Origin of the sequence: Neobacillus massiliamazoniensis (genome assembly GCF_001048695.1) — a bacterium.
Classification (GTDB): Bacteria; Bacillota; Bacilli; order Bacillales; family Cytobacillaceae; genus Neobacillus; species Neobacillus massiliamazoniensis.
In genome coordinates this window covers 1077977-1099899 of sequence record NZ_CVRB01000001.1, presented here as the reverse complement: position 1 = coordinate 1099899, position 21923 = coordinate 1077977, and the positions used below count along the sequence as shown (strand labels likewise).

The window sequence follows — 21923 nt, the reverse complement described above, 5'->3', positions numbered from 1 at the left end:
ACTTTTTACAAACTTAAGTTTACAATTGATGCCGAAAAGGGAAGGTGTAAAATTTTTGGACATTAAGGGAATATTTTGACTATTTATTGTCAAAAATTTATTTTTGAACGGTATTCTCTTGGTGTCATCTTTGTATACTTTTTAAAAACCTTTGAAAAATAGGTTCGGTCAGAATAGCCGCATTTAATCGCAACTTCTTCAACCGACTCTCCGGTTTGCCCTAGTATTTTTGCGGCAATGCCGATTTTAAAGCGATGAGCATAATCGGTAAAGTTTTCACCTGTTAACCGTTTAAAATAACGGGAAAAATAACTTGGATTCATGTATAAATGGGCAGCTACATCCACTGACGTTACGTTTTCAGAAAGATTCTCAATAATATATTGATCAATTTCTTGTAATTTCGGCTCTTTACTACCTGAGCCGTCTAATCTTTCATTCAATTTAATAAGCTGGAGCAGTTTTTTTTCAATAAGATTGATCGCATCGTGTAAGCTTAAGCACTCTTCAAAAAATGTATAAAAACCTTCATTCGTGTCTGTCTCTGTGTATTGCAGTTCGATTAAACGTATTCTCCGTGAAATCAGCTTTTTCAGCTCTTCAGGGTCCAGATTTTTTGTTTCTGCCGTTTTGGCCACGTTGGCTAGAATCTCTTTGAGGCGATAGCTGTCTTTTTCTTTTATGGCTAAAACAATTTCATTCATCTCTTTATCCAGCAATCTGCTGATTGGGCAAATGGCGATTTGAAATGGCCGCATGTCCCAATTAAAAATTGGAGCCTTATGATAAAAAAAGTGATTTCGATTACGGACGATTTGTTGGAAAACAGAACCTATATTCTTTATATCCTGTGATTGCCGCGCAAACACAAACGAAATTTCCACACCTAAAAATTCTGTAATTGCCTTTCGGATCTCGATTAATATGGATTGAATGTACTGATAATGATCAAATTTAATGTTTTGCCGGAAGTTATAAACAAAAACGATAGATTCAGGTTCATTAAAGAATGTGATTCCGTCATATTTTTTAGCAATATCACACGCAATATTATAAATTCCATATTTAATAATCGAAAGATCTTGATAGGAATACTTCTCCATATGCGCAAAAAAGGAAATATTGCCCATCCCTAAGATAAACGAAGGATGCTCCCAGTTTATCCCAAGTCTTTTAGCGAAAAGGATTAATGAATTCGGTTCATCTTTCTTAATAAGTCGATCGAATAAGGAATGTTTCAACAATTCTATATTTCTATTTAGAATTTCTTGATTTACAATTCCATCGATGACCGAATAGGTTTCCTTAATCTTGTTCATAGAATGTCGCAAGCATTCTTCGAGCTGTTTTTTCGTTAATTCATCTTTAATTAAATAGTAATCAGCATTCAACTGGATCGCTTTTTGTGCATAATGAAAATCTTCATGACATGTTAAAAAGATAATATGAACATTAGGTTTAATCTGTTTTAATTCTGCTGCTAATTCCAGGCCATTCATTTGCGGAAGACCAATATCTGTAATCACCAAATCTGGTTTATACTGTTCAAACATCTCTAAAGCTCTTTTACTCGAATAAGCTGTACCGACAATATTAAAGCCATGCTCTGTCCAATTGACCAGCTGGCGTAAATATTTAATCATAGGTACATCATCATCAACTAGCATGACATTAATCATCTTCATTCACCTCTTTATCAGCACTTATTGGAAGATAAATAGAAATCGAAATGCCGCCCATTTCATTTAACGCAAGATGTATGTTCGCATTTGGACCAAATGAAAGCTTTACACGCTTTGCGACATTCAGTAAGCCGACTCGTTGGTAAGAAACCTCTTTGGCATCACTTTTTAACAATGTATTTAAAGTATTTAGTTGATCTTCTACCATTCCTTTACCGTTATCCTTGATCATGATTATGACACTTCCATTTTCCATATAGGCAATAACAGTAATTTCTCCATCCGTTTTTTCAGCAAATCCATGAACGATGGCATTTTCGATAAACGGCTGCAGTAATAATTTTGGTATTTCAATCTCTTTTACTTTGTCTTCCAATTCCAGTTTTAGTTCAATTTTTACATCTGTTCTCATTTTCATGATTTCAATATAGTGAAATAACAGTTTGCACTCACTTTCAATCGTGGAAGGTTTATCTATTTTCATATAAGCTCTAAGCAAACTCATTAACGAATTAATTTTATCTGCGTGATCATTGTCATTATGAATAAATAAACTGCATTTGATAGAATTTAAGGTATTTAGTAAAAAATGCGGTCTAATTTGGGCAAATAAAGCCTGTAATTCGATGGCCCGCTTTTCCTCTTGTTCTCTTTCAATATTTTTGATTAATTTTTGGATTTCATCTAGCATGTTATTGATGGTTTTCCCCAATTCATTGATTTCGTCGTTACCTTCGGGCAAGAAGCGGACATCATGTTTTCCCTTACCAAACTGGGAAGCAACGAATGTCAATTTCTGAATCGGTTTGTTCAGCCTTTTCGCAATGAGCAGTGAAATGAATAAAAAGATGAAAATGAACAGTGCAATTAAAATTGTACTAAGGAAAAACGTTTTGGTGATTTGTCCTGTTACTTCCTCTTTAGTCGTTTTATGAACAAGTTCCCATTTCGAGAAAGGGATCATTACTTCATTTTGTATTTCTCCACTATTCTCCTCTTTCTTCTCATATGATATTGAGGAGTCCCCGGCAATCTTCTTCCCGCTTTCATCAAATAATGCAATCTTGCCGGTTTTGGCTGATTGAAATAATCCTTCAAAGTATTGTTTTGAAATTCCGATATTTAAGATGGCAAGTTGTTTTCCTGTAGTCGGGTCGTGAATGACCCGGCTTAAGTAGTAATAAGACTCTCCCTTTTCTTTCGCATCGATTATAGTTCCTAACCATTGTAAATGGGTGGATTGCTCCATATTAATGCGGGGTTTTAAAAATTTCCAATGATCGTTCAAAACTTCTATGGAAGTTGTTTTACCCGACACGATATCCGAATAGGGAATAATAAACCCTTTGTTATTGACTAGAAACATATTAATATCGGTACTCATCATTTTAATCGCGATGAAATCAAAAGAGGAGACCACCTTTTGATAGTTTTCATAATCTTGGTAACTGCTTATTCTGTCAGTATCGCTAAAATCTCTTAGAGATTTTATAGTATCATCGTTTTCGACGTAAAAATGGGTCATATAGTTTAAATCATCAACTACTTTTGTGAGGTCTTTAGAAACCAGTTCTAAAACGGATTGATTGGATAGTTCAATTTTTTCGATCACAATTCCCCTCATTGTTTTGTAAGACAGTAAATAAATGACAAAAATAGGCAGCAGGATTAATAGAATAAATGTTGCTTGTATTTTTTTATAAAAGCTAAATTTGTACATATCTATCCGGCCACCTTTTGTTTGACTTTTTATGTTTTATTTTACTACAAAAAACCGTTCTGAATGGGGATAGTTATTACTAAACTATGAATCCACCTTTTGGTAATAGAAAACAAAAGGCCCCCCTTTTGGGTGCGCCTTTTGTTAATGGTCTCAATTAATTATTTTCATTTTCTTTAATGACTTTATTTGCTTCATCAACCATCCATTTTTGAACATCTTTTGCGGATTTATTTTCAAGAATGAATTGGCTGAATCCATCGGTTAAAATTTTATCTAATTGAGAAGCATAGGTGATAGAAACTTTTGAAGCTGGTAATGTCTTAATGTCACCACTAAATAATGTATACTTTAAAGAATCGACATCATAATTTTTTTCTTTTCCGGAAATCCATTTTTCAACTAGCGGCTTGGCATCTCCCTTTTTCCAGCCAGGCAGTTCAGTTCTTGCATCTGTTAAGTTTGTAGACATAAAACGGGCAAATTTAAAGGCAGCGTCTTTATTTTTTGAGCTTTTTCCGACTGCTAAATAGTTACCGCCCATGAAGAATTCTGTCTTATCACCTTTTGATTGTACCGGCACTGGTGCAAAAGCTGTTTTAAAATTATGCGGGAACTGGTTAAGATCGCTGATATCTTTAATCATATAAGAACCTGCTAACAGCATTGCTGCTGAACCGTTAAAGAATTCTGTCCTATAATTCAATTTAGCTCCAATTGCGTCAGCATATGGCTTGATCGATTTATCGGTTTTTTCCATTGTACGGCGCAGGTTAAAGAAATATTCGAAAGAAGGATCACCGAAATTTGTCTTGCCATCTTCCGTCATAAATGGGTTCTTAAATTGAACTTGGGCCACAGGATTCGCATATAAGCTCCATGTATGGAAGTATGCACCGTACTGTTTGGTTGTACCTTCACCTTTTGTTAATTTCTTAGCATAATCTCTGAAATCATCCCATGTCCAGCCGGCTTTAGGTACTTTTAGGCCAGCCGCATCTAATGCATCTTTATTTAGAAGAACAAAATTGGTAGTCACGTTATTTAAAATTCCGTAATACTTTCCTTTGTATTTTGGATTAACGTAATACTCATCTTCAGGATTTAATTTATTTTCTTTATATAAGTTATCGAGTGGTTCCAGAACACCTTGAGCAGCACGTTGGGAAAGGGTGTCAGAACTAGGGAACATTGCCAAATCAATTGATTCTCCAGAAGCTGTTAATACGTCAAGCTTTTTTAACGTTTCAAGGGAGTTGCCTGGAACCAGTGAAACAGACTCAACATGGATGTTCGGATTTTTCTTTTCAAACTGTTCAATGTACTGTTTGGTTGAAGCCGCCATTGCCTCGTTGTCCCAGTTATAAAACTTAATAGTTACCTGTTTATCCTTAGATTCTGAGGCAGTACTCTTTTTAGCACTACTATTATCTGAACATGCAGATAGTAGCGACATAGAAAGAAATGCTGTACTTACAGCTAATATTGCTTTCTTTTTTAACTTCATTTTAATCCCCCTCTATGAATGATTAAACCGCTTACATTTCACATTATACTTCTAGTCTTTTTTTCATGATGTGCACTATTTTTATATAGTTTGTGCACTTTTTTTACTAGTTTATCATTTATGTTTTACCCTTTTACACCGCCAAGAGCAATTCCTTTGATTACTTGCTTTTGCAGAATGATAAAGATAATAACCAGTGGAATAATGGCAGATAGTGAAGCCATCATTAATACAGCGAAGTTATCCGCATAGTCATCCTTGAACAATTGCAGCCCTAATGTAATCGGATAAAGATTTTTATCTGTTAAGAAAATCAGCGGGCCTTGATAATCATTCCAGATCCAAATAAATTTAATAATCCCTGCTGTCGCCAAAATTGGTTTACAGAGCGGTAAAATAATTTTCCAATAGATCGTAAAATAACCTGCTCCATCCAATTTGGCAGCTTCAATATATTCATTGGAAATCCCGAGCATATATTGCCGCATTAAGAAGGTAAAGTATATCGAGAATAACCCCATCAAAATAAGGCCGGCATGCGTGTTATAGAGCCCAAGCCATTTAATTAAAATAAACCGCGGCACTAACGTAGCTTGTTCCGGTATAATCATAAAACTAAGCACAAGGGCAAAGACAAAATCCCTGCCTTTAAATTGAAGCTTACTAAAAGCAAATGCAGCCATAGATGAGAAAATCAGCGTTGATAAAGTTTGGATGGAAGCTAATTTAATTGAGTTAAAATAAAACTTATAAAAAGGGATATCTCCCATCCAGACCGCTTTGAAGTTATGAACAATATTCCATTTTTCCGGAATCCACTGAATTGGAAATACCATTACATCTTTTTCAAATTTAAATGAGGCAGAGATCATCCACAGCAATGGGACTAAAAAAAAGATTGATAATGCTAACATGACAATTGTGAATAAAACCTTACTAATATCAAGCTTTTTTTTCAATTGAATTCACCTCCATTAATAATGCACATATCGTTTTTGCAGTTTCCAGCTAATTAATGTAATAATTCCTACGATGATAAAAAGTAACCAGGAAATCGCTGAAGCGTATCCCATATTGAACTTTTGGAACCCTTCTTCGTAAATCCGGAATACGATAACGGTTGATGAATCATTCGGTCCGCCTTGCGTTAAAAAGGCAATTAAATCAAAAACTTTAAATGAACCAATCAGTAATGTAATGAACAAAAAGACATTGGTTGGTCCAAGCATCGGTAAAGTAATTTTAAAGAATTGCTGGATTTGCGAAGCACCATCAATGCTGGCCGCCTCATATAATTCATCCGGAATACTCGATAAAGAAGAAAGGTAAATAATAATTTGATAACCGATTCCCGCCCAAATAGAAATAATAATAATTGATAGTAATGATGTCTTGGGACTAGCCAGCCACATTGGCGGATTGTCAATCCCGACACTCCTTAAAAATTGATTAATTGGTCCAAGAGACGGATGGTATAGTGCGCTCCAAACAGCACCAATAGCGATAATGGATGAAATATACGGGATAAAAAATGCAATTTTAAAATAACTTGATAAATAAACTTTCGTGTGAATAATCACGGCAAGTACAATGGCAAGAAACATGCCAATCGGAACCGTAAATAGGGTAAAGATGAAATTATTTTTTAGTGCCAATATCACTTTTTCATCGTGAAATAATTTGATGAAATTTCCAAATCCAGCAAAATGGATTTCAGACAGACCTCCTACTAAATTCCATTTAGAAAAACTTAGAATAAGAGAAAATACAAGTGGAAATATATATAGCAACAACATACCAATCACTTCTGGTAAAATAAACAGCCATCCGTATAGACCTTCTTTTCTTCCGTTTGTCCAAAATGTCTTTTTGGGAACAGCTTTTACGACATCCGTTTTGACCACTTCATTTTCCACTGTTATATACCTCCTTTTTATCTTTACCTTCACTATAATAGAAAAACTTTTATCTATTGATTAACGATTCTGACTATAATGTGCAATATTTTTACTTCTCCACCCTTTTAAACCAAAAGAGATATAATACACTGGGACACCAAAAGTGTCCGGTGTATTATATCTCTTAAAAATTTTTTATTCCGAATGTGCTGTTCCCTACCTTAAAGTCTCTTTGAATTAAAGCGGGAACGCTTCAAGCGCTACACCTGAATTGGATGTCAGGCACCATACTAATCTTTAATCGAAAAGTCGATGGTTTTGTAGGCTACAAAAAAGGTAGCTAATGGCATTCGGTACCACACTTAGAGAATTTAAAAGCTCTGCTAAGGATTTAATATCAGACGAAAAGGAAGATAAAGAGAAATCTAAATAAAATAAATGGAGATGTAAGTAGTCAGCTTATATCTCCTTATTTTTTAAGAAAATGACACCTAGATTCAGACAAACTTCATCAAATAGATTCAATCAAACGTTAGATTAAAACTGCGAAAATCCGATTCGCGGATAGAAAGCCCAAAATTCGCTGATAGAATGGTTTTGGCCCCTAAAAATGACAAAAACTAGGCTCAATTTTAAAAAATTTGCTGGTTTTTTCGAATGAGAAGGGCCGATCTTTATAAAATGTAAATATTTTTATCCAAATACCTAGTATTATTTGCGAAAATAGCTGTTTCATTTGCGAAAACATCGATTTCATTTGCGAAAATAACAGTTTCATTTGCGAAACTCAGCTTCATTTGCGAAAATAGCTGTTTCATTTGCGAAAACATCAATTTCATTTGCGAAAATAACAGTTTCATTTGCGAAACTCAGCTTCATTTGCGAAATTAGCAGTTTCATTTGCAAAAACATCGATTTCATTTGCAAAAACAGCAGTTTTATTTGCGAAACTCAACTTCATTTGCAAAAAAAAATCGGTTCTATCATAGGAGCTGATTACATTGAAAATCCCTTCTATAAAAATAGGGAGATTCCCGAAAGAACCTCCCCCCTGCATGTATTTAGCGGCAGTATTTATCCCTTAATGCAAGTGCATACTTAACTGATTGCTCTGCACCTTTTTCTTGATCCTCGATCATTTGTTCTAGAAGTTCTTCTGGCGGATAATAGTAATCCAATGGTTTGATTACATTTAAATCATAAGGAGGTTGTTCCACCTTAAATGCTCCTTCACCTACTTCAGAGACTCCACCTGTACCAGGCTCTCTCTTAAAATGGATGGCATACGGGAAGCACATTTCAACGTTGATTCTAGTCAACATAGAATTCTCAACGAGTATTTTAAAACATTCTTCCAAATCGATATTTCCTGTCCCAGCTGGTACGCCACATACCCTGTAATCATCACCATCATGGACGATAATATGATCTTTAAAATGAGTGGTATTGGCATATGGTGCTAATTTTCTTACAGCTTCAACCGGGTCTTCCCATGCCATCATTCCGTTCCCGAGATCACAATGAGCACCAACCCAAGAGCTATTGACCTCTTTAATCATTTGAATCACTTCATCTGATGTTTCATCCTCATGATTTTCGATAGCAAGCTTGATTCTGTATTTCTTTAGCAAAGGTACGATTTTTTTAATACCTTCAGGTGCTCTTCTCAGTCTTTCTGGATCATACTCTCCCATACAGACATACGTACGAATTACATCCGCGCCAATTCGATGTGCTGCCTCAATGACCGTTGTTAAATGTTCTGGATCGAATCCATTTGTATCGATTTCAGCGAAAAATCCATACTTTTGAATTTCTTTTCTCACTCTGTCTAAGTATTCCGGTTCAAACGATTCTAATGTCCCCCATCCTGGTAATCCTGGCCAAGGAATAACATTGATCATGACTCCGTCTAATCCTAATTCGGCTGTTTTTCTGATAAAACCGAAGATATCCATTCGACCTGTAATAAACTGCAAGTGAAAGCTTTCTGTTTCTAAGCCAATTTTCATTCTTTTACACATCCTTATGTCAATGTATCTTTCGATTAAGCATTGATTTGGTTGCCCCCCAAATTTAGTTGGAGTGCTTTTTTACCGTTAAATAATTATTAAAAATAAAACCTAACAACGCGAATTCAATCATAGTCATAAAGACATGCCGATATCCTGTGATTCCTGGGGACCGGTCTACCTTAAATCATTTTTATCTATTAATTATTATCTGGTACATATGCAATGACTTCGATTTCCACTAAAGCGTCCTTTGGTAAGCCAGCTACCTCTACTGCACTTCTAGCCGGATAATTTCCACTAAAGTACGATTGATATACTTCATTCATTTGCGCAAAAGTATTCATATCTTGTAAAAATACAGTTGTTTTCACTACTTGTTGTAAATCGCTTCCAGCAGCTTCTAGAATAGCTTTTACATTTTCTAATGATTGCTTCGTTTGTTGTGCGACGGATTCCGGCATTTCATTTGTACCTGGGTGAATCGGGAGTTGTCCAGATACAAAAAGAAAGTTTCCTATTTTTACAGCTTGAGAATAAGGACCAATGGCACCAGGTGCATTATTTGTTGAAATAGTACTTAACATCGTAGCAGCCTCCTGTGATAAAAAATTATTGTGGTGATTTTTTTTTATTATAATGTATAATTATTATTACAACAACTGACTAGTTAAATTATAAAAAACTTTGTTAAACTAAAATTAACAAATGGAAAATAAAGGTGCGATGAATAGGTAATGATGACAAATGTCGAAAAGCTGAAACAATATATTCCCATGGTGCATTTTATTGCTGAAATAATGGGGGAAAATTGTGAGGTTGTTTTACACGATGTAACGAACCCTGATCATTCCATTATTGAAATTGCGAATGGACATGTTAGCGGAAGAAAGATTAATAGTCCCATTACGGATCTTGCTTTGAAAATATTAAAAGAAGAAAGCTATAAAGATCAAGATTACATCTGCAATTATAAAAGCAGCTCAAAAACGAATAAGACGCTCCGTTCTTCCAGCTATTTTATTAAAGATGAAAATAACAAAATCATTGGCATGATTTGTGTGAACATGGATATTACCGATTTTATAAACGCTCGCAACATTTTGGATCAATTCATCATGATTGACAAGCCCCAAACTGGTCCTGTCGAGCCATCAAAGCCCGGCTTTGATCCACATCTTTTTGAGAATTTTGAAGAAAATATTGAGGAACTTCTCTTATCTCTTATTAAAGGGGTTTTAGCAGAGTATGACATTCCACCTGAGCGGATGTCACCGCAGGAAAAAATAGAGGTGGTCAAAAAACTTAATGATAAGGGAGCTTTTTTACTTAAAGGCGGGGTCAGCGAAGTAGCCAAATATTTAGATGTATCCGAAGCTACTATTTATCGATATTTAAATAAGATCAAATAATCTGTCTTGATGTTTAACGGAAACCTAAAAGATACGGAGGGATTCACTTTGCCACAAATTGTGTTTCGTGGAATTAGTATTGAACAATTAAAGAGTATAAGCAAACCATTAGTAGCAGAACTCGCAGACATTTGCGACTGCGGAACTGATAATTTTACATTAGAACTGCCAAACTCTACATTTGTATATAACGGTGAAGAAACACCTGCTTTTCCTCTTATTGAGGTGAAATGGTTCGAGCGTGGCCAGGAAATTCGTGATCGATTTGCGCAAACACTTACGAAATATTTAATGGATTTTAAACTTCCTGAAGTAGAGGTTGTGTTTACCGTTTTCTCAGAAACATCCTATTATATTAATGGAAAGCATTGTGGGAATTGAAGCGGTTAATAAGTAATAAAAAGCGTTTCTTATGCTAATAAAGGGTACCGTTTTGAGGTGCAATTTTAAAATTCCTAGCCAAATTGACACACGAATTAGCAATAAAAAAGTAGCATAATTAAGCAAAAAACTTGCCGGAACTGGCAAGTTTTTTATATGTGTATATTGAGGTCTTGTTCCTCAGCAAATACTAAAGACACGTGCGAAACGAAAATAAGCTACCCTTCTCGTGGGTAGCTTATTTTCGTTTCTTTGTTGATGTCTTGTTAGAATAATTATCTTATTTTTTCTTTTATACTGTTTATAATCTTTTGTCCTGTGTTTGGCTCTATAAGAGTTACATCCCACATCATGGCATTTGTATTTGGATTGGAGTTATGGTTAATTATTTTTATGGTAAGATCATTTACCCCAATTAAAGGGATGTTGAAAAAGATTTTCCGAAGTCCCTCACTATAAGCTGATACCGATAACCATGACGAACCAATTAATTCTCCGCCACTGTAAAATCCTATTTTAGTGCCCGGTGTGTTTGCATCGTTAATTGCATCTCCAGGTATTGCGACATAGCCTGTCATATTTTTATATTTTCCACCTAAATGATACGAGAATTCATTGTTTTTTGTACTATAAAGATTTATTTGAGGCGTAACCTTTTCTTGGGATATTTTAAAGCTAGACAAGCTTTTATCCCATTCTACAGACCCATCTTTTAAAGGAAGTTTATCTAAAGCTATGGTGTCCCCTGCCCCTTTTTCTAGATAATGATTGATGCCACCAATAATTATAATAGTGCCAAGGGCTAGTATACTAGCTATTAGGGACATTTTAAAAATCCCTTTTAGTTTATCTCGGTCAACAGTAACTAATCGCTGCGCCGCAAATCCCACTGCAGCACCTAATGAATTAATTATGATATCGTCTATATCAAATGCTCCCAAACGAGAAACCATTTGTAGCGTCTCAAGTATTGTTATTGACAAAATAAAAAAGGTTATAAAGCGTCTAAAACTACATCGAAACAAGAGTGGAATGATAATCCCAAAAGGTATGAATGCTAAAAAATTCCCGTATTCAAAAAACCAAACTTGAAAGTCTTGTCCCATTGGATAATGCAATGCAATCCCTTCAGGTATTAGATTAAATCGTACGCCACCAGGGTTATCCACCATAAGACCTCTACTGAAACCTAGATATAGGAAATAGAGGATCAAAGCTGTATATAATGTTAACAGCACAATCATGATTTTTCGTAACTTTCCTTGATACATAATTACTCCCTTTCTTTTCTACCTATGAATGATGTTCCTTTGTTTTTGAACAATAATAGGAGAAATCCCCCAAATGGCATGAATATTATAATATTTCCAAACAAATTATTTAAAAATGGAACGATAGACTCCGAATAGTATTGAATATTGAATTAAACGGGATAAAGTTACCTAATTCCAATCGATACAAGACATGATCGATGTTACCCAGATTCCTCTGAAGTTGATCCAAAAGAAATTTGATATCAATCGAGCCGAACTTAAATAAAATGACTTTTATTAATGCAAATATTATGAGATAAATAGAGTTGGTACTATAATACTGTTTATTTTTTTCAGTTTTTTCTTCTCATGGTTAGTATGTGTTAATCAAGGAAACACCGTTACGATTACACCATCCATATTATTGCCTGAAATCTCATAATGGTGATTATTTGGTACTTTGATTGTCGTGTTTTGAGAAATGGGGTAGTAAGAAACCTTATATTTTTTCCCATTAACACTAACTGAGATATTCTTTTCTTCTTTCAGATAAGCTAAATATTCTTCCAAAACTAAATTCTTTTCTTTCATAATCGCACTGTGAGGTAAACCAACATAACGGATATGCCACGGTTCATATTTAATTCCTGTAACATCCGTTTTGTCTTTTGGATAACGTAAAATAAAGCCATATTTCCAAGCATTTTCTTCTATCCACTTTCCTTCAGATGCTTCATCCATCTTCATTTGAGTAGATCCTACGTCGAGTGATAAACCTAAATTGTGTTCGCTATACCCAGCTGGCAACGCATAGTCAGAACCCATTTTGTTGTAAAGAGCATTTTGTTCATCAAAGTCTCGAAAGCCACTTGTAAGTAAAAAATGACATATTCCTTCTTTTTCAGCTGCGACTATCATATTTGAAAATTTATGTGCAACCTCTTCAGACAATTTAGTTTTGCTATCAAGTAATCCGTATCCCTTTGTCAATTCTTTGTGAGTATATAAATCAACGATATCCTGCTTTATACTACCTTGGTGAACAGGGTATTTATTGTTTACCAAAAGTAGATTACCTTGAAAAATTTGTTCTTTTTTAATCTCTATCTTTTGGAATTCTCCATTCATCCCTTTATCGCCTAATATATCTTTGTCATTCTGGCTATTTATCTCTATAGTATCTTGAAAAAAAGGTAACAAATTAACCCCTGCAATGCCTAGGCACAATAATAGTACAAATAAAAATCCCCACTTCTTCATTTTAAAATTCCTCCTGAACTCATACTTAGAGAGTAAGAAAAACTTTTAAAATAAAAAGTGGGGTAAATCTTAAATTTTTCTTAAATCCATTACTTGGATTTTAAATTTGATTATTCTGTACACTTTCCAGTGGTAAACGGACTTCAAAAACTGTCCGTATTAAATTACTTTCAGCACTAATCTTGCCATTATGTTGCTCAACAATATTCTTTGCAATGAACAATCCTAAACCTGTACTATCTTTTTGATCGGTTCGTGCCTTGTTACCAGTATAAAACATATCAAACAGATATGGCAGATCTTCCGCAGGTATACTATCTCCATAATTTATTACCTCAACAACTACTTCTCCTGAATCAAAATAGCCATTGATATCTATAAATTGACCATCGTATCCATAATTATTCGCATTAATTAGAAGATTTTCAAACACACGTGCTAACAAATCTCCGTCACCCAAAATAAGTAAATAAGGAGTAATATTCATTCGAACTGTCAAATCATTTTTTTCTAAGATCGGAAACAATTCTTCGTTTAACTGAAAAAGTAGATCACTTACATTAACTTGTTTTTTTTCAACTAGTAACATCCCATAATTCATTCTAGTTATTTCAAATAATTCATCAATAAGCCTTTCTAAACGCTGAGATTTGGTAAAGGCAATCGTTAAGAAATGTCTAACTTGTTCTTTGGTCAAATCTTTTTCCTTAAGAATTAAATCCAAATAGCCTAAAACAGAGGTAAGAGGTGTACGTAAATCATGAGCTAAATTTACTACTAACTGATCCTTGCTACTCTCCGAAAAGTCTCCTCTTTCTATAGCTTCTTTCAATTTTTTACTTGCCAAGTTAATATCTTGAGCAATATCCCTAAATTCATCCTTTGACTTAATTTGAATCCTATACGAAAAGTCTCCTTGAGCGAGATTATGAATTCCGGTTGAAATCTCATAGAAATAGGTCGAATAGCGCTGAGTAAGTAAATAAAAAAACAAGATTGAAAGTGGGATAAATAGTAGCAAAAAGAAATTAATGTCGCCAATATCATTCATAATATAGCGATAATAAGCTAGTCTATCTCCAAGTTGGACATTGGCGTGATAATAAAATTGAAGGCCTTTATAGATTGAATACGTTATGATACCAGACAGCAACATGCTTAAAACAAATAAGAGTACCATTTTTGAACGAAAACTGCGTAGCATTTTAACCATTGAATGCATACCCAACGCCCCACACAGTTTTAATCCATTTGTTTTTCTGTCTATCTTCTTCGAGTTTTTTCCGTAACGTACGAATATGAACCATCACGGTATTTCGACCTTCAAAGTACGCTTCTCCCCACACCTGCTGGAAAATATTCTCTACACTATAAACCTTCTTTGGATGACTGGCTAGTAAATATAAAATATCAAACTCTTTGGGAGTTAGTTCGATGTTTTCACCATATAGTTTAACTGTACGTTGCTCAGGAGAAATAACTAGCCCACCAAATTCTAAGGTCAATTTATTATCCTCTTTGGGTTGATTCAACTTCATAAAACGCCTCAAATGAGCATTTACACGAGCAACCAATTCAATGGGCGTAAATGGTTTAGTCATATAATCATCTGCTCCAATCACAAGTCCATGTACCTTATCGAAATCAGATGTTTTTGCACTTAAAAATATGATAGGCATATTATGTTGTTCACGAATGTGACGGGTTACTTCATATCCATCCATTTTCGGCATCATTATATCCAAAATCAGCAAATCAATCGATTGTGTCTGGATAACCTGAAGGACTTCTTGTCCATCAGACACTTTAATAACATGGTAACCCTCTTTTTCTAAATGGATGGCAATAAGGTCAGCAATTTCCTCCTCATCATCTGCTATTAAAATCGATATCCGTTTCATCCATTCCACTCCTATGTAAAAGTTATGTTTACTAAATATACATCTATCCATCAAGCCTTACGAAGCTACACCCAACAAAAAAATTCGCTAATTTTTGGTGGGAATGCCTCATAAGCATGATATTAACATTCGTAGCAGTTAATTAAATAATTTAAAGCTACTATTTATTTTCTATTATTTCCTTTTCTTCTTCAAGAATATGGCCCGATACATAAAAAGAGCGCAATCCTGCTCTGGAAACGCGCCCTATTGTTGAACAAAGAATAAATAACACTCTTCAACAAACCTTCCGTTCGTGCATTATAAAAAATCAACCTGAGAAAAATTGCACTCGTTCGTGAAAAAGCGATGCCTTCTTCCGACATCGCACCCTTTCGTTTAGTTTAAGTTCACTGACTGTTTAAAATGACTTTCTTCTTTTCGATTTGAAACATAACTATGTAAAATCATGCCAAGAATGACGATAAAAATACCGCACCAAGATAATGGAGAAGGAATTGGGATCGACAAAAATAGCAGTTCCCCAGCTAGTGTAAAAAGCACTTCCATTGATTGCGTTGCTTCAACAGACGCTAGCTTTTGCATATTGCCTCTTACCATATCTGTCGCTTTGAAAAATAGAACAGTGGCAATGACTCCAGAACAAAGTGCTACCAATAAAGATTGAAGACTCTGTCCCTTACTTGGTAATCCTACGGTATAAAAGCCATACAAGGAAAGCAAAAACCAGAATGGAAGGCTTGCAAGGGTCATTCCTAACACCCGTTGATAAGCATCTAAACGCCCTTCACATACATCCATCATTTTTCGATTCCCTAAAGGATAGGCAAATGATGCTAGTAGGACAGGGATAACTCCCAATAATAGATTTTCTAAAGCAAGGTGTTTTGCCTGTTCCATTTGCATTAAAACAATACCTAACAGAATAATAAGTGACATGATAAGACTTTTCAGGGGAATTTTCCCTCTCATCTGTAAAGGTCCATTCTCTGTGTATTTCGTTTCAAAAAATAACGGTGCAAGTAAAGTACCTGAAATAATTGTCAATTGCCATGTTCCAGCAATAAGCCAACCAGGTGAGTACGCAGATGCAAAACACAAGGGGGCATAGAATAACCCAAATCCCACAGAACCCCACAAAACCCATGTCCCTGGTTGTTTTCTCATTTCGTTTAAGAGTAGCCGTAAATTTTTGCGAATTAGTACAATACACAAAAGAAACGGGGCCATAAAGATATATCGGAGCGAAGCGCTCCAAATCCAACTGCCGCCAGATAGCTCCATAGATGCATTGAGCACAAATGTAAAAGCAAAAAAGAAGGCTGCAGTAATACCGATTAAAATGGGTTGCAACTGTATCACCTCGGCTCCGTTAGTTGCGTTAGTAGTTCGCCAAGACTTAGCCAGTTTTCTTCTACAAGACGGACAACTATTTCGCATTCCTGATTTTTACAAGCTGATATAATTTGATTGTGTTGCTCAACCGAATATAACCCTTTTTGGGTAATAAATTGTGAAATTTCTAATCGCTGGATTTTAGGTATACTACGTTCTAATGCGAATAAGATTTCAGGGTTTCCAGCTACGTCTAAGAACACATTGTGAAAAGCTGTATCTGCCTCAATAGCCTTAATAACGTCACCTTTTTCAATTGAAAGCAGCAATGCCTTATTACTAAACTCTAATTCTTCAAGATCCGTTTCCTTTAATAATGGACATGCAATTCGAGCAGCTAAAGCATGTAAAACTGCTACAACCGTAAAAGCATTTTTCGCCTCCTCTAATTTTAATGGTGCTACACGAGTAGATGACCCTGGAAGTGACTCAACAAGTCCTTCGTCCTCAAGTCGTTTAAGTGCTTCCCTAACAGGGGTGCGACTAATTCCAAACCTTTCTGCTAATTCTTTGTCATTTAAGCGTTCTTCTGGTTGTAATTCCAAATTAATAATCGATTTTTTTAAAGTTTGATATACTTCATCTCTAAATGACAAACGTTTAATTGGTTTTATTATGTCTTTTTCCATAAAACCAATATATCGCATATTGGATTTCATTACAATTTTATTTAGTTGTGATTTTTGCTTATAAGCTTTATTCAATTAAATGGTCCGATTGTTAAAAAAAGCTAATGATGATTGTTCAACTCCCTCAGTTTAATACGATTTTCTCACGAATACTCGCTTATTCGCAGGATTTCATATCCCTTTAAATAGAGTTAACAGTTAAAAGGAATACGTTCAGATCATTTTGGCTTCGTGAAGGCATAGTGAAATAAAGGAGTTAATAAACACCCCATATTTTACCATATGATGTACATTCTCCACGCCGCCCCTGGAGGCTTTCCCTCCCATGTCTCAACGGGTCAATTGCCCTATCATTCCTTCGTCATGCCTATCCAAGGGGTGGAGGCCAGTTATGCTAAACTAATGGGTCAGTGCCCTTATGTTGTTGAAGAAATCTGGTACTCCGTACATATTTGAAATCCTACGAATAAGCCAACATTCGGTCAATACAAGTTTGATATATTTCCATACAAAAAGAGGATGGATAATCTTCGATTATTAAGTTATTAGGCCGCCATTTGTGATAATGATTGGAGTTTATCAGGACAATAGGATTCATTACGTTCGAGAAATACCAACAAAAATCCTAGCTAACTTGCCAACTAACTTCATAATTGATTTCATTTTCTTCATTTTCTTAACTTTAACATTATGAATGTGTAATGCTTTAAATTCTAGATTGTTCGCGACTAGACTCATGGTAGCTAAGAAGAGGAAACGCCGTAGTCTCGACCTTCCACGCTTCGAAATGACAATTTGTCCTTTCCATTTACCTGAACTTGCTTCGGCTTAGTGTAAACCCGCATGGCGAAGTAGAGAATTTCCATGAGAAAAGCTACTTAAATCTCCAGCCTCACCTAATATGCCAGCTAAAGAAATTTCACTTATTCCTTTAATGGTAAGTAGCTTCTTAGCGAATGGGATTTTATTTAATATATCGGTAACTTGTTTTTCAACTCTTTCGAGTTGTGTTACAGCTAAATCATATTCCTCTAATAGTTGCTCAAGATGAAATTTATACGCATCAAGTGCTTGTCTAGTGCCAACGGATTTCCTAGCTACTTGGAGGAGTAAAAGGGCCTTTTTTAATCCAGGCTGCCTCTTCATAATTGATTTCCAACCTGTAATAATGTCGTGAGGCTGCAAAGTTTCTAATTCCACTGGCGATGGGAATAATCGAATAGTTGCGATTGCCCCTTTAGCTTTAATATCTTTAAATACCTGTCTTAGTTCTGGAAAAACAATATCTACCCAACGATTTAATTGATTAATAGAACTAACGAGGCGTTTAACTACTACATCACGATTAGACATAAGAACCCTAAGTTTTTCAAATGCTAAATTTTTACCTAATTCGAGCCAACGGAACCAATTAAAGCACCTGTTAACGTAACAAGGATTTTATACTATTGAGTATTTAAAAAGTATTGTAAGAAACCATTAAATGTATTTGAACAGGTCGTTACTTCCTCTAAGTCCATCCCTATAAAAGGAACGGTTACAATATGTGTTTCATTCGTTCTTGTATCGAAGGCAAATGCAGTGTCGCCTCCATCTGAACCAAATACTACTATTCCTTTAGCAAAATCATTAACACCATAAGCCTCATTTAACTCGATAATGTCCTCAATCGACCATATGATTAAATAATTTTCTCCTAAGCTTCCTTCCGCACCATTGGAGTTTGAAATAAATTCGATATAATCTTTGGGGAATGTAATACCAAGTTCAGTCTCTACTTTTTTAATCTTATTCTCCGCGACTGGAGGATTCAATTCTAATCCATATGTATTAATCATACCGTTTCCCCACTTTAATAATATTTTAACATTACAATTCGTAATACGATTTGATAATTCCTTCTTGCACTAACCTGCCACGTTACTTTAAGTACAAATTTTCACAAGCTCAAATTTATATTCAAATAAGGTCCTAAATCTTACTGATAGCTCAATTTAAACCAAATATTTTGTATTCAACTAGGTGTTTAATTCAAACCGTATCCACTTGTCCTTTTTGTCAAGAAGTGTTCAAATCTTTTTGACTTGTTTATGAACAGATTCATAAAGAACTCCAAATTTAAAATTAATGAATTTATAATAACAATGTAAATTAGTTGATTATATTGTTAATTGCTTATGATACTTATTCAATAATTCACATTAAATAAGAGAAAGTGTTTATTGTAGAAAAATTAGAAATCAAAAATCATTCACTGGAGGAAATTATAAATGAGTATGTTTTGTTTTCAATGTCAAGAAACCTCAAAAGGAACAGGATGTACTGTTGTTGGAGTATGTGGAAAAAAAGATGATTTAGCAAATATGCAAGATTTATTGATTTACACGATTAAGGGAGTAGCGATTGTGAATACAATGGCTCGTGAAATCGGGATTAATCAAAAGAAAACAGATCAGTTTATCATAAATGGTCTTTTTATGACGATTACAAATGCAAATTGGGATAAAAATGAATTTTTTAATACAGTAAGAGAAGGATTAAAGCTCCGGGAAGAAATTAAAGCGGCAATCAGAAATGCAGGGTACACTTTAGACAACAATAGCGATTTTGTCACTTGGTATGGTGAAACAAATAATCAGCTTGAAATGAAATCTGCTTCTCAAGAAGTTAGTATTTTAGCTACAAGAGATGAAGATATTCGTTCATTAAGAGAGTTAGTGACTTACGGTTTGAAAGGAATGGCTGCATATTTAGAGCATGCGGCAAATCTTAGCTATGAAAATGAAGAGCTATATGCGTTTATGGAAAAAGCACTTGCAAAGATCACAGATGATTCAGTAAGTATGGAACAATTGATTGAACTTTCAATGGAATGTGGAAAGTACGGCGTTCATGCTATGGAGCTTTTAGATACAGCAAATACATCAACGTATGGTCATCCTGAAATGACGAAAGTAAACATTGGTGTACGTCAAAATCCGGGAATTTTAGTTAGCGGTCATGACCTGAAAGATATGGAAGAGTTATTAAAACAAACGGAAGGCACGGGAGTAGATGTGTATACACATAGTGAAATGCTTCCAGCGCACTATTATCCAGCATTCAAAAAATATGATCACTTTGTCGGTAACTATGGAAATGCATGGTGGGAACAAACTCGTGAATTCGAGAGCTTTAACGGTCCGATTTTAATGACAACAAACTGTATTGTACCACCAAAGGAATCTTATAAAGGAAGAATGTATACAACTGGGGCAACTGCTGTTGAGGGTGTAACCTATATTCCTAAAAATGAAGATGGTACAAAAGATTTCTCCGTGATTATTGAGCATGCAAAGAAATGCCAACCACCAGTAGAAATTGAAAAAGGTGAAATTGTTGGAGGATTTGCGCATAATCAAGTGGCTCAAGTAGCTGATCAAGTTGTAGAAGCTGTGAAAAAGGGTGATATTAAACGATTCTTTGTAATGGCTGGCTGTGATGGTCGCCATAAGAGCAGAACTTATTATAAAGAGTTTGCGGAAGAGCTTCCAAAAGATACTATCATTTTAACAGCCGGTTGTGCAAAATATCGATACAATAAGCTAGATTTAGGTGATATCAACGGAATTCCAAGGGTACTTGATGCCGGTCAATGTAACGATTCCTACTCTCTAGTCATGACTGCATTGAAGCTGAAAGATGCATTCGGATTAGAAAGTGTAAATGAATTACCGTTATCTTACAATATCGCATGGTATGAGCAAAAAGCGGTTATCGTTTTCTTATCTTTACTTTACTTAGGTGTGAAAAATATTCACGTTGGCCCAACATTACCAGCTTTCTTATCACCAAACGTAACGAACTTCTTAATTGAGAATTTTGGTGTAGGCGGCATTTCAAATACAAAAGACGACATGGAAATGTTCATGAACAGCTCAATTGAAATTCAAGGAAGTACATTAGTTTAATAAACCCTATCCCGACTGGGATGAAGGATAAAATGAATGATAAAGGGAGAGTCAGTGGCTTTCCCTGGATTTTATCCGTTTATTTATTAATGCAAAATCATCTACTGACACTTAATTTAGATACATTAAAGGAATTTATCACTGGAAACACAAAGATTTTCCATAAAAAATCATAGAGTTTTTAAAGTAAACCTAAAACAACTGACAATAGATTTAGCGGTGTTAAACCCATTCTTAACGAAGCATCAAGGAATGTGGTTTTTTTATTTATATTTAAAAACACTTAATAATGAGTTTGTTGAACAAAACTGCCCTTTAGTTGAAATACAAAAAAGACAGGATCTGGCATTAATCCCATCTTTAAGTATATTTAGTTCACATTTTTCTCGAAAGATGCATTAGCTTTCCTGTTAAACTAAAGCCATATTTATTTTAAGATTTAGAAGAAGTTTATAAAAAACTCAATTAAATATTTAAATGGCTTTTTAGATTTATAAATAAAACCTATTCCTATTAATATTACGCCGATTGTCGTTAATAACCATCCTAATGTATCATTAAATTTAAAAGTAAATTCAACTGTAAGAACGATTGCTCCTACAACCCAAAATATTATATTTGTTATTATATCTTTCATTATTTGTCCTTTATTATTTCGTCTTTTGTGTCAATTGCGAAGTTCGTTACTTGAAGTAGAAAATAAACATACCATATTTTTCCTATACGAACTTAATTCTACAACATCAATAAAAACTCCTTCTTCCACTATCCTGCCAGTTAATTTAAGTGAAAAATTTCACAATATCTTTACTCATACCAATTTTTTTAGGATAGTCGATAGCCATAAGACAATAATCGTCCAAATAACGACACCCATTGGAGAGAAATGCCAACAAAAAAAGCCAGCTAGATAACCCACACAA

General features: G+C 34.7%; 17 protein-coding genes and 1 pseudogene. 3 read left to right on the top strand and 15 right to left on the bottom strand.

The window, feature by feature from the left end; genetic code table 11:
• Positions 1–89: 89 nt before the first annotated feature.
• The 7 genes from BN1082_RS05290 to BN1082_RS05250 all read right to left on the bottom strand — a co-directional run bounded on the left by BN1082_RS05290 (position 90) and on the right by BN1082_RS05250 (position 9406).
• Complete coding sequence (locus BN1082_RS05290) at positions 90–1685, bottom strand: response regulator transcription factor (protein WP_090631825.1); 1596 nt, start codon at positions 1683–1685, stop codon at positions 90–92.
• Complete coding sequence (locus tag BN1082_RS05285; RefSeq protein ID WP_090631822.1) at positions 1672–3402, bottom strand: sensor histidine kinase; 1731 nt, start codon at positions 3400–3402, stop codon at positions 1672–1674. Before BN1082_RS05285 ends, BN1082_RS05290 begins: the two co-directional genes overlap by 14 nt.
• A 157-nt stretch (positions 3403–3559) precedes the next feature.
• A complete protein-coding gene (locus BN1082_RS05280; protein WP_090631819.1) occupies positions 3560–4909 on the bottom strand; it encodes an ABC transporter substrate-binding protein in 1350 nt (449 codons plus the stop codon).
• A 125-nt stretch (positions 4910–5034) separates the two neighbouring features.
• On the bottom strand, positions 5035–5823 hold the full coding sequence (locus BN1082_RS05275; protein WP_090633170.1) for a carbohydrate ABC transporter permease: 789 nt from the start codon (positions 5821–5823) through the stop codon (positions 5035–5037).
• Positions 5824–5883: 60 nt separating this feature from the next.
• A complete protein-coding gene (locus BN1082_RS05270) occupies positions 5884–6825 on the bottom strand; it encodes a carbohydrate ABC transporter permease (protein ID WP_245640322.1) in 942 nt (313 codons plus the stop codon).
• 1043 nt (positions 6826–7868) lie between these two features.
• A complete protein-coding gene (locus tag BN1082_RS05255) occupies positions 7869–8819 on the bottom strand; it encodes a sugar phosphate isomerase/epimerase family protein (RefSeq protein ID WP_090631811.1) in 951 nt (316 codons plus the stop codon).
• A 200-nt stretch (positions 8820–9019) separates the two neighbouring features.
• Positions 9020–9406: a RidA family protein gene (locus BN1082_RS05250; protein ID WP_090631810.1), complete on the bottom strand. Its 387-nt coding sequence runs from the start codon at positions 9404–9406 to the stop codon at positions 9020–9022.
• 150 nt (positions 9407–9556) lie between these two features.
• Here BN1082_RS05250 and BN1082_RS05245 point away from each other — a divergent pair, with 150 nt between their 5' ends.
• Both BN1082_RS05245 and BN1082_RS05240 read left to right on the top strand, forming a co-directional pair.
• Positions 9557–10231, top strand: a complete 675-nt coding sequence (locus tag BN1082_RS05245) for a helix-turn-helix transcriptional regulator (RefSeq protein WP_245640321.1) — start codon at positions 9557–9559, stop codon at positions 10229–10231.
• A gap of 48 nt (positions 10232–10279) precedes the next feature.
• Complete coding sequence (locus BN1082_RS05240) at positions 10280–10612, top strand: DUF1904 family protein (protein WP_090631807.1); 333 nt, start codon at positions 10280–10282, stop codon at positions 10610–10612.
• A 275-nt stretch (positions 10613–10887) separates the two neighbouring features.
• Here the strand turns inward: BN1082_RS05240 and BN1082_RS05235 are convergent, their stop codons facing one another.
• From BN1082_RS05235 to BN1082_RS05200, 8 genes and pseudogenes are all read right to left on the bottom strand, one after another.
• Complete coding sequence (locus BN1082_RS05235) at positions 10888–11883, bottom strand: VanZ family protein (protein ID WP_090631805.1); 996 nt, start codon at positions 11881–11883, stop codon at positions 10888–10890.
• Positions 11884–12252: 369 nt separating this feature from the next.
• Entirely contained in the window at positions 12253–13125 is an 873-nt protein-coding gene (gene vanY / locus BN1082_RS05230; protein ID WP_090631803.1) for a VanY-A/VanY-F/VanY-M family D-Ala-D-Ala carboxypeptidase, read from the bottom strand.
• A gap of 100 nt (positions 13126–13225) precedes the next feature.
• Positions 13226–14338 (bottom strand): sensor histidine kinase, encoded by a 1113-nt coding sequence (locus BN1082_RS05225; protein WP_090633164.1) that lies wholly within the window; start codon positions 14336–14338, stop codon positions 13226–13228.
• Positions 14331–15026, bottom strand: a complete 696-nt coding sequence (gene vanR, locus BN1082_RS05220; protein WP_090631800.1) for a vancomycin resistance response regulator transcription factor, VanR-F/VanR-M family — start codon at positions 15024–15026, stop codon at positions 14331–14333. The genes BN1082_RS05225 and vanR overlap by 8 nt, the downstream gene beginning before the upstream one ends.
• A 378-nt stretch (positions 15027–15404) precedes the next feature.
• Positions 15405–16379 carry a DMT family transporter gene (locus BN1082_RS05215; protein WP_090631797.1) on the bottom strand — a complete coding sequence of 325 codons (975 nt, stop codon included), beginning with the start codon at positions 16377–16379 and terminating at the stop codon, positions 15405–15407.
• Positions 16380–16384: 5 nt separating this feature from the next.
• Positions 16385–17050, bottom strand: a complete 666-nt coding sequence (locus tag BN1082_RS05210) for a GntR family transcriptional regulator (RefSeq protein ID WP_090633162.1) — start codon at positions 17048–17050, stop codon at positions 16385–16387.
• Positions 17051–17595: 545 nt separating this feature from the next.
• Positions 17596–18427, bottom strand: a pseudogene (locus BN1082_RS05205) (transposase); the annotation flags it as partial.
• 68 nt (positions 18428–18495) lie between these two features.
• Complete coding sequence (locus BN1082_RS05200; protein WP_090631795.1) at positions 18496–18888, bottom strand: SMI1/KNR4 family protein; 393 nt, start codon at positions 18886–18888, stop codon at positions 18496–18498.
• Between the two features lie 432 nt (positions 18889–19320).
• Here BN1082_RS05200 and hcp point away from each other — a divergent pair, with 432 nt between their 5' ends.
• A complete protein-coding gene (gene hcp / locus BN1082_RS05195) occupies positions 19321–21000 on the top strand; it encodes a hydroxylamine reductase (RefSeq protein WP_090631792.1) in 1680 nt (559 codons plus the stop codon).
• Positions 21001–21923: the final 923 nt, after the last annotated feature.